The organism is Streptomyces sp. NPDC048565, from assembly GCF_040650935.1.
In the GTDB taxonomy this organism is placed as follows: Bacteria; Actinomycetota; Actinomycetes; order Streptomycetales; family Streptomycetaceae; genus Streptomyces.
The window spans coordinates 1-11,953 of record NZ_JBEZIH010000013.1 but is presented as its reverse complement, the minus strand read 5'-3'; the positions used below and the strand labels follow the sequence as shown (position 1 = coordinate 11,953).

Below are 11,953 nucleotides of genomic sequence, written 5' to 3'. Positions count from 1 at the left end.
TCCTGGGTCACGCCTGCTCCTTGTCCGTGCCGAAGGTGTCGCGCACTCGGTCGGCGACTCCACTGAGGTTGGCCTCGAAGGTGAAGCCCTGCTCGAAGCGGTAACTACGGCGTACGTCGACGGGGTCGATGCCGTTGATGGCGGCCTTGGCCAGCCGGATCAGATATCCGTCCTTGGCGGCGATCTCCCCGGCCACATCGAGGGCCGCCCCCGCAAGCTGCTCGCGCGGGACGACGCTGAACACCGAGCCGTGCCGGTGCAGCTCCTCGGCCGACACGGTGCGCGAGGTGTAGTACAGGGCCCGCATCAGGTGCTGGGGGACCAGCCTGGCCAGATGGGTGGCCGCGCCGAGCGCGCCCCGGTCCAGCTCGGGCAGGCCGAAGGTCGCGTCGCCGGCCGCGACGATCACGTCCGCGTTGCCCACCAGGCCGATGCCGCCGCCCAGGCAGAAGCCCTGCACCGCGGCGACCACCGGGACCTCGCACTCGTAGACCGCGGCGAACGCCTCGAAGCAGCCCCGGTTGGCACCGATCAGCGCCTCGGGCCCGTCCGCGCGCTGCATCTCCTTGATGTCCACGCCCGCGTTGAACCCGCGGCCTTCGGCGGTGAGCACCACGCACCGCACGTCCGGGTCGGCCCCGGCGGCTCGCACGGCGGCGGCAAGGTCGTACCAGCCCTGCACGGGCAGGGCGTTGACCGGGGGAAAGTCCACGGTGACGACGGCGACACCCTTTTCCGGGGCGGAGGTGGAGACACCCATGAGCAGATCAGCTACCTTTCCACCAAACGTTTGTTTGGCATGAAGGTAGCAGCGATGCGGACGCCGTGGGAGAGCGTCGTGCCACTCAGTGGTACCGGCGCCCCGTCCCCCGGGTGGCCCGCCGCTCGTCGCCCGCCGCTCATCGCCCGCAGTCCACCGCCCATCGAAAGGACACTCGTCATGACCTCACCGATCGCCCTGTGCGCCGGACGCGTCGCCGTCGTCACCGGCGCGGGCCGGGGACTCGGCCGTGCCCACGCCCTGGCCTTCGCCGCCGAGGGCGCGAAGGTCGTCGTCAACGACCTCGGCGTGGGCCTCGACGGCTCCGGTGCCGCCGACGGACCCGCGCAGCAGGTCGTCGAGGAGATCCGCGCGGTCGGCGGTGAGGCCGTCGCGCACAACGCGGACATCGCCACCGCCGAAGGCGCGGCCTCCCTCGTCGCGACCGCGCTCGACTCCTTCGGCCGGCTCGACACCCTCGTCAACAACGCCGGATTTCTCCGCGACCGGATGCTCGTGAACCTGGAGGAGGACGACTGGGACGCGGTGATGCGCGTCCACCTCAAGGGGCACTTCCTGCCGCTCAAGCACGCGCTGGCGCACTGGCGGGCCGAGGCGAAGGCCGGCCGTACGCCGGAGGCGCGCGTGGTCAACACCAGCTCGGGCGCCGGACTTCTGGGCAGCGTGGGCCAGGGCAACTACGCCGCCGCCAAGGCCGGGATCGTCGGCCTGACCCTGGTGGCCGCCGCCGAGGCGGGCCGCTACGGGGTACAGGTCAACGCGATCGCCCCGGCCGCCCGCACCCGGATGACCGAGGAGACCTTCGCCGGGACGATGGCCGCGCCTGCGGAGGGCGCGTTCGACGCGATGGCCCCGGAGAACGTCTCACCGCTCGTCGTATGGCTGGGTTCCGCCGCGTCCGCCGGGGTCAGCGGCCGGGTCTTCGAGGCCGAGGCCGGACGGATCACCGTGATGGAGGGCTGGCGGCCGGGCCCGACCACCGACAAGGGTGCCCGCTGGAGCCCGGCCGAGGCCGGGGCCGCGGTGTCCGGGCTGCTCGCCGCGGCCGAGACGCCCCAGCCGGTGTACGGGGCGCGCTGACACGGCACCGCACGCGCACGGCGTGATGACGCCACGTCACCACGCCGTGCGCGTACGAGCCTTCAGGAGTCGGCCGGCTCACCCCGCACCCCTGCTACCAGCAGCGCGGGGGACTCCGGGCGGCCGTCCAGGATCCGGTTGGTCCGGGTGACGACCTGCCAGCCCGACTCCGTACGCACCAGCCGCCAGTGGTTGGCGGTGGCCCGGCGCACCACGTACCGGCCCGCCTCCTGCACCACCATCAGCGAGTGACATACGGCCACCGCCTCGTCGCCCTCGACCGTGATGTGCGGGGGGCCCACGACATGCGCGCAGCCCTGCCGGATCCAGCCCTGATGCGCGGGGGAGCGCACCATCCCGCGGATCTGTTCCCTGCCCGCGAGGAAGATCTCGTCGATGTCGTACACCCCGTCAGGGGCCCAGAGCGCCGCGACGCTGTCCGCCTCGCCGCCGTCCACCAGGGGCCCGTACGCGGCCATCGTGCGGGCGATGTCGCGCTCGTCCTCCAGCAGTCGGAGCCGTGCCTCGACCGCCGCCAGCCGTGTCTCGACCGCCACCGGCCGGTCCTCGCTCATGCGCCAGCCCCCGGAGCCGCCGTGATGCCCGCGAGCGTGGCGAGCGCCTCCAGCTGTTCGAGGTAGTGGCTCATCGACTCCGCCCGCAGCGAGGCACTGACCAGTGTCGCGCCCGCCTCGGACACCTTTTTCAGCGCCGACCCCGCCCCCTCCGCGTCACCGGAGGGATCCAGTGGGCGGCCCGCGCTCAGCACCACCTCGAAGCCCTCCGGGAGCGGGGCGGCGGCGCCGATCATCTCGGCCAGCCGGTCGAGCGGCAGCCCGAACGGCACCCAGCCGTCCCCGTGCGCCACCGCCCGGCGCAGCGAACGCGGGGTACGGCCACCGATCCACAGCGGCACCCTGTCCTGCGCCGCGTACGGTCGCACCACCAGCCCCTCGTAGTCGAAGTGCGCACCGTGGTAGGCGGGTTCAGGCGTCGACAGAGAGGCCCGCAGCGCCGCTATCGCGTCGTCGGCGAGCGCGCCCCGGCCCTCGAACTCGGCACCCAGCAGCCGGAACTCCTCCTCCAGGCTGCCGACACCGAGCCCCAGGACGAGGCGCCCGCCCGAGACGCGGTCGAGCGTGCCGTACCTCTTGGCGAGCGCCAGTGGATGGTGGTAGCCCAGCACCAGGACCTGGGTGGCGAGGCGGATACGACGGGTACGGGCGGCCAGATAGCCGAAGGTGGCGAGCGGATCCCAGTAGGTTCCGCCGCGCTGCTCCGCGATGTCCACCGGCACCGCGACATGTTCCGAACAGGTCAGATGGTCGAAGCCGAGCCGGTCCGCGGCCTCGGCGACCGCCCCCAGCTCCTCGATTCCGGCGGTGCGCTCCCAGGGGGAGTGCACGCCGGGAACGGCCGTGACGACGGGACTGTTGATGCCGAGCCGCATGGGAGGACCTCTCTCGGTCAGGAAGGAACACGAGGCGAAGTGGCCATCAAAGTTCCCCCGACGCTCCCGCACAGGCCCCGTCCCGGTGGGCGGGAACCGGGTGGGGAAGCGGCGTGCGGGACAGCCCATGGGCGACTGCCCGGTCACCGGGACCGCGCCCGCCCGCCCGGGGCGAAATCCCTACGGTGCGTCCTGGACCCATCGGCCGAACTGAGGAGTAGCCATGCCCCGCACTGTTGTGATCACCGGTTCCGGTTCAGGGATCGGTGCCGCACTCACCGCTCTTCTCCGCGCCCAGGGCGACCGGGTCATCGGGGTGGATCTGCGCGGGGGCGAGATCGACGCCGACCTGTCGACCCCCGAGGGCCGCACCGCCGCCGCGGCGGCGGCCGGTGAGGTGGCCGGCGGAGTGGTGGACGTGGTCGTCACCTGCGCCGGTACCTCCGTGCCGGGAACCGCGATGGTGACCGTCAACTACTTCGGCACCACCGAGTTCCTGACCGCGCTGCGGCCCGCCCTCGCCAAGGCCGAGCAGCCCCGCGTAGTGGTCATCGGCTCCATATCCGGCACCCAGACCAGCGACCCGGACGTCATCACGGCCTGCCTGGCCGACGACGAGACCACGGCCCTGGAGCACGCCGAACGGGCCGTCGCCGAGGGCCGCGCACGGCAGTTGTACCCCTCGTCCAAGGCGGCGCTCGCCCAGTGGGCGCGGCGCACCGCGGTCGCCGAGGGCTGGGCGGACGCGGGAATCCCCCTGAACGTGGTCGCGCCCGGAGTCGTCCTCACCCCGATGACCACGGAGATCTTCGACGACCCGGAGATGAAGAAGATCATGGACCGGGCGGTTCCGATGCCGCTGAACGGCTACGCACAGCCCGAGGACATCGCACGGGCCGTGCTGTTCCTCGCCTCCCCGGGGAACAGTCACATCACCGGGCAGGTGGTGTACGTCGACGGGGGCGCCGAGGCGACCCTGCGCGGACCCGCGGACTTCTGAGACGCACCGGAGTGCCCCGGCTGCCGCTTCCCGCACGCGACCGGGGCACTTCCACCTGAAGCACGAGTTCACGTGAAGCCTGGGTTCGCGTGAAGCCTGGGCCGGAGACCCCGCCTCAGACGCGCACCCCGTGCCGGATCACCTTGCCGGTCGCATTGCGCGGCAGCTCGTCCGTGGTCAGCCGCCACCGCTTGGGCACCTTGAAGTAGGCCAGCTCGTCCTTCATGTACTCCCGCAGCGTCTCCTCGGTGGCCGTCGAGCCCGCCGCGAGCACCACGACGGCGGCGACCTCCTGACCGAGGTCGGCGTGCGGCACCCCGAGCACCAGACACTCGCGGACGTCCGGGTGCGCGGCGAGTACGGTCTCGACCTCGGCGGGATAGATGTTCTCGCCGCCCCGGATGATCAGGTCCGAGCGGCGGCTGCTGAGATACAGACGGCCCTCACGCAGCTGCCCCAGGTCCCCGGTGCGCAGCCAGCGGTCCGGGCCGATGGCGCCTGCGGTGGCCTCGGGATCGCGCCAGTAACCCAGCATGTTGTACTGGCTGCGGACCCAGACATCGCCGTCCTCGCCCTCGCCGAGCACCTCGCCCGCGGGGTCGCGGATCTCCATCTCCACGCCGGCCACGGGCCGGCCGAGGGTACCGGGAGCGGCCGCCAGCTCCTGCGGGCTCGCCGCGGCCACCCCGGTGCAGGTCTCCGTCAGACCGTAGCTGTCCACCAGCGAGTCCTTGGCGAACGGCAGGCTCTGCCGCAGCCGCTCCTTGAACTCGGTCGACGAGGGGGCGGAGGCCAGCGCGAACGCCGTGAGCGAGGAGGTGTCGTACCGGTCGGCGCCGCCGTGTTCGAGCATCCGGTGGGCCATGGTCGGCACCGCACCCCAGTTGGTGACACGCTCCCGCTCGATCATGCCCAGGATCTTGTCCACGTCGAACGAGCCCTGGTGCAGGGCGATCCGGCTGCCCGTGGCGAGCCGTGGCACGGCCAGGTTGTGCAGGCTCGCGATGTGGAACAGCGGCAGCGTCAGCAGATAGACCCGGTCCTGAGAGGCCAGCGGGTCGCCGAACTCCTCGAACAGGGCGTCGTTCATGCGGTGGTACTCGACGACCGCCAGCAGGTTGCGATGCGTGTGTACGGCTCCCTTGGGGCGGCCCGAGGTACCCGAGGTGTAGAGGATGACGGCCGGGTCGTCCTCGTCGACGTCGGCGGACGGCAGCGGCGCGTCGGCATGGGCCGTGACGCAGCGGCCGATGTCGCCCTCCATGGACAGCACGGGAACCGTACAGCCGGCCAGCTTCGCCGACTGCCGGGCGTCGGCCACCACGAGGGTCGGCTCCGCGTTGCTCAGACCATGGGCCATCTCGCGTGCCGACCACCAGGCGTTGAAGCCGACCGTCACCGCGCCGATCGACACGGTGGCCCAGAACGTCAAGATCCACTCGGGGGAGTTCGCCGCTGCGATGGCGACCCGGTCACCCTTGGCGATGCCGTACTCCTCGCGCAGCACCTTGGCCAGTGAAGCGACCTGCGCCGCGTGCTCGGCGAAGGTGATCCGGCGGTCCTCGGTGACGATGAAGTCGCGGTCGGCGTGTGCGACGGATGCGTGCAGCACCTCGTGCAGAGCCCGCTGCCGGTGGGTGAACACCGGCAGCCGGGTGCCCAGCACGTCGTCGTCGGAAAGCTCGAACCGGCCGCCAGGGCCGGTGAGCCCGGTCGCCGTGGGGGTGGTGCGGTCATCCGTTTCGCTGGGCATCAGGGTTTCTCCTGGGCGTCGTGAACTCCACTGGGCATCGCGGTCGGCGCCAGTCTCGGACAGCACCGGGGGTCCGCCTCCCCGCCGGTTCCGGTCACCGGGACTGGGCGGGCAGGGCCGAGACGGAGCCGGAGCCGCCGTCCCACGGGCTCGGGCCGCGCCCCCACGGCTCCCGGTGAGTGGGATGCGTCACGTGGGCCCGATTTCGCCGGCCGTAGCGTCCCCCCATCTGATCCGGCACCCATGTCCTCGCCGCTTCCCGCACCGGACGACTCCGCTTCCCGCGCCGGACAACTGGAGGAAGAAGTGAAGCGAGCACAACGCGGGAGAGCCCGCCCGGCGGCAGTCCTGGCCGCCGCGGCGCTGCTCTCCTCGGCATGCGCCTCAGCCGATGACGAGGCCGGCGGCAATCAGGGCAAGGGCGAACGTACACACGACGAATTCGGCCTCATCGGCGATCAGCCCAAGGCCGGCAAACCGGTCCGCGGCGGCACCCTGAACATCGCGGACCACGCCGAGGCCCGGAGCCTCAGCCCCGCCCACCGGACCTGACGCCGAACTCGCCTCCCCCCTGAACCGCCGTCGGGCTGCCGCTTCCGCACCCGCTGCCCGCCGGCCACCGCCCGGTGTTCCGAGGAGGAGCCCCTGTTCAGGGAGCTCCGCCCCGGGCACCGGGTCACCTGCCACCATCCCGAACCGAGGAGTAACCACTCGTGACCACCGTCCAGACCCCTGATGTCCTGGCCCCCGCCCAGCTGGGCCCGGTCAAGCTCCGCAACCGCGTCATCAAGGCCGCGACGTACGAGGGGCTCAGCCACAACTCGCTGGTGACCAAGGACCTGGTCGACTTCCATGTCGGCTACGCACGGGGCGGCGTCGGCATGACGACCGTCGCCTACTGCGCCGTCGCCAAGGAGGGCAGGACCGACCGGCACCAGATCCACTGGACCGACGAGGCCATGCCGGGCCTGCGCGTACTCACCGAGGCCGTGCACGCGGAGGGCGCGGCGATCTCCGCGCAGATCGGCCACGGCGGACCCGTCGCCAACCCCAAGGGCAACGGAGCCCCGGCCCTCTCCCCGTCCAGGCACTTCCACGCCACCACCACCAGCTGGGCCCAGAAGGCGACGATCGCGGACATCCGGCGCATCACCGAGGCCCACGCGGAGGCCGCACGCCGTGCCGTCGACGCGGGCTTCGACGCCGTCGAGGTCCACCTGGGCCACAACTACCTGGCCAGTTCGTTCCTCAGCCCGAAGATCAACCACCGCACCGACGCGTACGGCGGCAGCCTCCAGAACCGCGCGAGGTTCGCCAGAGAGATCATGCGGGCCGTCCACGACGCGGTCGGCGGCAAGATCGCCGTCCTCGCCAAGATGAACATGGACGACGGTGTGCCCGGCGGCTTCTGGCTCGACGAGGCCATCCCGGTGGCGCAGTGGCTCGAACAGGACGGCACCGTCGACGCGCTGGAGATGACCGCGGGCAGCTCCCTGCTCAACCCGATGTACCTCTTCAAGGGCGACGCCCCGCTCCAGGAATTCGCCGCGATCATGCCGCAGCCGATCAAGCTCGGTGTGAAGCTGGTCGGCAAGCGCCTCCTGCACAGCTACCCCTACCGGGACGCCTATCTCCTGGAGGACGCCCGGCAGATACGGGCCGCCGTGAAGCTCCCGATGATCCTGCTCGGCGGCATCACGGACAGGCCGGCCATGGACCTCGCGATGCGGGAGGGCTTCGAGTACGTGGCGATGGCCCGCGCCCTGCTGCGCGAGCCCGATCTGATCAACCGCGTGCGGGACGACACCGCCACCCCGTCCCTGTGCATCCACTGCAACAAGTGCATGCCGACCAACTTCACCGGCACCCGTTGTGTGCTGGTCGACAGCGGCACCACCCGCCGCGAGACCTGGGGCACGCCCGCCGGGTACGTCGGATGAGGGGCCCCGACGCCGTCGCCACCGCCCAGGCCGTCAGGGAAGGCACGAGCGACGCGCACACCGTCACCGAGCAGGCGATAGCCCGCATCGAGAAGCTCGACCCCGGCCTCGGAGCGGTGATCCACACCCGGTTCGAAGCCGCCCGGGCCGAAGTCGCGGCGGGCCTGCCCGACGGCCCGCTGCGGGGCGTCCCCATGCTCGTCAAGGATCTCGGGACCGAGGTCGCGGGCCTGCCGGCGGCGGGCGGCAGCCGCCTCTTCGCCGAAGTGATCCCCCGCCGTGACAGCGAACTCGTGGCCCGCTACCGGCGTGCGGGGGCCGTCGTGCTCGGTACCACCAACACCCCCGAGCTGGGCCTCAACGCCTCCACCGAACCGGTTCTCACCGGACCCACCCGTAACCCGTGGAGCACCGCCCACTCACCGGGCGGCTCCAGCGGCGGCTCGGCGGCCGCGGTGGCCGCCGGGATGGTCCCCGTCGCGCACGCCAGCGACGGCGGCGGCTCGATCCGTATCCCGGCGGCCGCCTGCGGACTGTTCGGCCTCAAACCGAGCCGTGGGCGTGTCTCGCCCGCGCCCCGCCCCACGACCCTCTCGGGGCTCGTCTCCGGACACCACGCCCTGACCATGACCGTCCGGGACAGCGCACTGCTCCTCGACGTCGCAGCGGGCCCCCTGCCCGGCGACGCGTACGCCGCACCGACGCCGTCCGCGCCCTTCGCCGAACTGGTCGGCCGTGAACCGGGCCGGCTGCGGATCGGACTGTTCACCGCACTCCCGGACGGCCCCGAGGTGCACCCCGACTGCGAGGAGGCGGTACGCGCCGCCGGTCTGCTCTGCGAGCGCCTCGGTCACGAGGTCACCAGGACCACCGCCCGCTACCGGCCCGACGACGTGGCCCGTACCTCGGCGGTCCTGATGGGCGCCGACCTCGTCGCCCAGATCGACGCCCGGCTCGACCGGCTCGGACGGCCACTGGCAGACGACGACACCGAACCCTTCACCCGCGTCGTGTACGACCTCTACCGGGCGCTGCCCGCACCCGACGTCAGTCGCGCGCTGCGCCGCGCGCAGGAGATCGGCTGGGAGGTCGGCGCGGCGTTCGACCGCTTCGACGTCCTGCTCTGCCCGACGCTGGCCCGGCCCACCCCGCTGCTGGGCACCCTCGACACCACGGTCCCGGAGTCGATCTACCGGCACGCATCGGTCTACTCCGCCTTCACCAGTGTCCACAACGTGACCGGAATGCCGGCCATGTCCGTACCCCTGGACCGCGACCGCGCGGGTCTGCCGGTCGGTGTCCAGTTCGCCGCGCCCCTCGGCGGAGAAGGGGTGCTGCTCGCCCTGGCGGCACAGCTGGAGCGGGAGGCGCCCTGGGGGGCTCCGCCCGCGCCGTGATGCACGGCGGCTCGGGTGTCTCGGGCTCAGGTGTCTCGGGCGGCGACCATCCCCAGGGTGGCCAGCCCGAGCACCACCCAGCCGAACCAGAGCCAGCCGTTGCTCCCCAGTGCCACCGTGTACGCCGTCACCGCGACCAGCGCGCCGACCGTGAGCACTCCCATGGTCTTCGTGGATCCAGGCATGAGCACACGCTCCTCACCCGGCCGCACGGCCGGTGAAGCCATGGTCACCCCTTCGGGGTGCCCAGCGCTACCGCCCGCGCGCCTGCAATGAGGCGAGATAGGCGTTGTACGCCTTCAGCTCCTGGTCGCCGTCCCGGTCGGCGGCGCGGTCGGAACGCTTGGCCGTCCGCTGCTCGGAGCTGTACCACTGGAAGACCAGCGCGATCAGGACCAGCACGGAGGGGATCTCGCTGAAGGCCCAGGCGATGCCGCCCGCCGCGGACTGGTCGCCCAGGGCATCGATACCGAGCGAGGCCGACGGGTTCTCGTACGCCTTCACCATCGGCTGGCTCGCCATCATCAGCGCGATCCCGAAGAACGCGTGGAACGGCATCCCCGCGAAGAGCTCCAGCATCCGCATCACGTAACCGGGCCGGTGCGGTCCTGGGTCGACCCCCATGATCGGCCAGAAGAACACCAGGCCGACCGCCAGGAAGTGCACCATCATCACGATGTGGCCCGTCTTCGACCCCATGAGGAAGTCGAAGAGCGGGGTGAAGTAGAGCCCGTACAGACTCGCGATGAAGAGCGGGATCGTGAAGACGGGATGCGTGACGATCTTCATGTAGCGGCTCTGGAGCAGCTTCAGCAGCAGCTCGCGCGGACCCGTACGCCCGCGCCCCGCCACGGGCAGCGCCCGCAGCGCCAGCGTCACCGGGGCGCCCAGCAGCAGCAGGATCGGCGACACCATGCTGATCATCATGTGCTGCACCATGTGCACGCTGAACATGACCATGCCGTAGTCGTTGAGTCCCGTGCACATCACCAGGGCGATGGACAGCACACCGATGACGAAGAACACGCTCCGGTTCACCGGCCAGCCGTCGCCCCTGCGGCGCAGCCGGGCGACCCCGTAGCCGTACAGGAGGAGCGCGAGGACGCAGCCGATCAGGAAGAACGGGTCCGCGGAGAACTCGAGCCCGCGTCCCAGTGTGAACGGCGGCAGATCCATGTTCATGCCGTGCCCGCCGTGATCCATCTGTTCACTCCCGCCGGGGACATCCCCGATTCGTGCCGGTTGTCCGGTCCAGACTAGAACCGCCCCCGGCCGCGGGTGCGGCCGGGGGCGGTCCAGGGTGTGTCGAGACGGTCAGAGCACGACCTGCGCCTCGGCGTAGCGCTCGGCGGGCACCGTCTTCAGGGTCTCCACGGCCGCCCCCAGCGGAACCATCGTGATGTCCGTGCCGCGCAGCGCCGTCATCATGCCGAACTCACCGCGGTGAGCGGCCTCCACCGCGTGCCAGCCGAAGCGGGTGGCCAGCACACGGTCGTACGCGGTCGGGGTCCCGCCACGCTGCACATGGCCGAGGATCACCGGGCGGGCCTCCTTACCGAGACGCTGCTCCAGCTCACCGGAGAGCTGCGTCGCCACACCGGCGAAGCGCTCATGGCCGTAGATGTCCGTCTTGCCCTGGTTGAACTCCATGGAGCCCTCCCGGGGCTTGGCGCCCTCGGCCACGACGACGATCGCGAACTTCTTGCCGTCCGAGAAGCGCTTGCCGACCAGTGCGGTCAACTCGTCGATGTCGAAGGGCCGCTCGGGTACGACGATGGCGTGCGCGCCTGCCGCCATGCCCGAGTGCAGCGCGATCCAGCCGGTGTGCCGGCCCATGACCTCGACGATCAGCACCCGCTGGTGCGACTCGGCCGTCGTCTTCAGCCGGTCCAGCGCCTCGGTCGCCACGCCGACGGCCGTGTCGAAGCCGAAGGTCACATCGGTGGAGGCGATGTCGTTGTCGATGGTCTTGGGCACACCGACGATGGGCAGGCCCGACTCGGAGAGCAGATTGGCCGCCTTCAGCGTGCCCTCGCCGCCGATCGGGATGATCGCGTCGAGCCCGAGATCGGCTACATGGCCCTTCGCGCGCTCCACGCCGTCACGCAGATGCGCGGGCTGGACACGGGAGGAGCCGAGGATCGTGCCACCACGGGCGAGGATGCCGCCGACCGCGTCGAGGTCGAGCTTGCGGTAGTCGCACTCGAGGAGGCCCTTCCAGCCGTCGTGGAAGCCGATGACCTCGTCGCCGTGGTCGACGACCGCGCGGTGCACGACGGAGCGGATGACGGCGTTGAGGCCGGGGCAGTCGCCACCGGAGGTGAGCACACCAATTCGCATTGCCCGGGAAACCTTTGCAACGTGGGCCGACGCCGGACCACGTCGTCCGGTTTGGATCCCCGCCACCCTACCGGCGCGAGGTGCCCGGACCGAACCCATTGTCCGACTGCTGGACGTACACCGGATGTACACGGGACGCGCACGAACGGACCGGCCCGCCGAAGGGGCCGGTCCGCGGGTGGAGAGCCTGTCGGGCGGCCTCGGTCAGAGGC

At 71.5% G+C, this 11,953-nt stretch carries 12 protein-coding genes and 1 pseudogene; 6 read left to right on the top strand and 7 right to left on the bottom strand.

Annotated elements, in window-relative coordinates; genetic code table 11:
* Positions 1-7: 7 nt before the first annotated feature.
* Complete coding sequence (locus AB0C75_RS17295) at positions 8-760, bottom strand: enoyl-CoA hydratase family protein (protein WP_362891555.1); 753 nt, start codon at positions 758-760, stop codon at positions 8-10.
* Positions 761-940: 180 nt separating this feature from the next.
* Between AB0C75_RS17295 and AB0C75_RS17290 the strand changes: the two genes are divergently transcribed.
* Complete coding sequence (locus AB0C75_RS17290) at positions 941-1,861, top strand: SDR family oxidoreductase (RefSeq protein ID WP_362891553.1); 921 nt, start codon at positions 941-943, stop codon at positions 1,859-1,861.
* A gap of 62 nt (positions 1,862-1,923) precedes the next feature.
* Here the strand turns inward: AB0C75_RS17290 and AB0C75_RS17285 are convergent, their stop codons facing one another.
* Complete coding sequence (locus tag AB0C75_RS17285) at positions 1,924-2,436, bottom strand: nuclear transport factor 2 family protein (RefSeq protein WP_362891551.1); 513 nt, start codon at positions 2,434-2,436, stop codon at positions 1,924-1,926.
* The gene (locus AB0C75_RS17280) at positions 2,433-3,311 is read right to left on the bottom strand and encodes an LLM class F420-dependent oxidoreductase (RefSeq protein ID WP_362891549.1); all 879 of its coding nucleotides are present in this window, start codon (positions 3,309-3,311) and stop codon (positions 2,433-2,435) included. Before AB0C75_RS17280 ends, AB0C75_RS17285 begins: the two co-directional genes overlap by 4 nt.
* Before the next feature lie 223 nt (positions 3,312-3,534).
* Between AB0C75_RS17280 and AB0C75_RS17275 the strand changes: the two genes are divergently transcribed.
* Positions 3,535-4,311: an SDR family oxidoreductase gene (locus tag AB0C75_RS17275; RefSeq protein ID WP_362891547.1), complete on the top strand. Its 777-nt coding sequence runs from the start codon at positions 3,535-3,537 to the stop codon at positions 4,309-4,311.
* 115 nt (positions 4,312-4,426) lie between these two features.
* Here AB0C75_RS17275 and AB0C75_RS17270 read toward each other — a convergent pair whose 3' ends face one another.
* The gene (locus AB0C75_RS17270) at positions 4,427-6,064 is read right to left on the bottom strand and encodes a class I adenylate-forming enzyme family protein (protein WP_362891545.1); all 1,638 of its coding nucleotides are present in this window, start codon (positions 6,062-6,064) and stop codon (positions 4,427-4,429) included.
* 306 nt (positions 6,065-6,370) lie between these two features.
* On the opposite strand from AB0C75_RS17270, the gene AB0C75_RS17265 reads away from it, so the two are divergent.
* The 4 genes and pseudogenes from AB0C75_RS17265 (at position 6,371) to AB0C75_RS17250 (ending at position 9,401) form a co-directional block, all read left to right on the top strand.
* Positions 6,371-6,616 carry a hypothetical protein gene (locus AB0C75_RS17265; protein WP_362891543.1) on the top strand — a complete coding sequence of 82 codons (246 nt, stop codon included), beginning with the start codon at positions 6,371-6,373 and terminating at the stop codon, positions 6,614-6,616.
* 24 nt (positions 6,617-6,640) lie between these two features.
* Positions 6,641-6,781: pseudogene (locus AB0C75_RS17260) on the top strand (oligopeptide/dipeptide ABC transporter ATP-binding protein); the annotation flags it as partial.
* A complete protein-coding gene (locus AB0C75_RS17255; protein ID WP_362891542.1) occupies positions 6,778-8,004 on the top strand; it encodes an NADH:flavin oxidoreductase in 1,227 nt (408 codons plus the stop codon). The pseudogene AB0C75_RS17260 and the gene AB0C75_RS17255, both read left to right, overlap by 4 nt.
* Complete coding sequence (locus AB0C75_RS17250) at positions 8,001-9,401, top strand: amidase family protein (RefSeq protein WP_362891541.1); 1,401 nt, start codon at positions 8,001-8,003, stop codon at positions 9,399-9,401. Before AB0C75_RS17255 ends, AB0C75_RS17250 begins: the two co-directional genes overlap by 4 nt.
* A gap of 26 nt (positions 9,402-9,427) precedes the next feature.
* Here the strand turns inward: AB0C75_RS17250 and AB0C75_RS17245 are convergent, their stop codons facing one another.
* The 3 genes from AB0C75_RS17245 to AB0C75_RS17235 form a co-directional block, all read right to left on the bottom strand.
* Positions 9,428-9,586 carry a hypothetical protein gene (locus tag AB0C75_RS17245; RefSeq protein ID WP_362891540.1) on the bottom strand — a complete coding sequence of 53 codons (159 nt, stop codon included), beginning with the start codon at positions 9,584-9,586 and terminating at the stop codon, positions 9,428-9,430.
* Positions 9,587-9,653: 67 nt separating this feature from the next.
* Positions 9,654-10,604: a cytochrome c oxidase assembly protein gene (locus tag AB0C75_RS17240; protein WP_362891538.1), complete on the bottom strand. Its 951-nt coding sequence runs from the start codon at positions 10,602-10,604 to the stop codon at positions 9,654-9,656.
* A gap of 111 nt (positions 10,605-10,715) precedes the next feature.
* Positions 10,716-11,741 carry a 6-phosphofructokinase gene (locus tag AB0C75_RS17235; RefSeq protein WP_362891536.1) on the bottom strand — a complete coding sequence of 342 codons (1,026 nt, stop codon included), beginning with the start codon at positions 11,739-11,741 and terminating at the stop codon, positions 10,716-10,718.
* Positions 11,742-11,953: the final 212 nt, after the last annotated feature.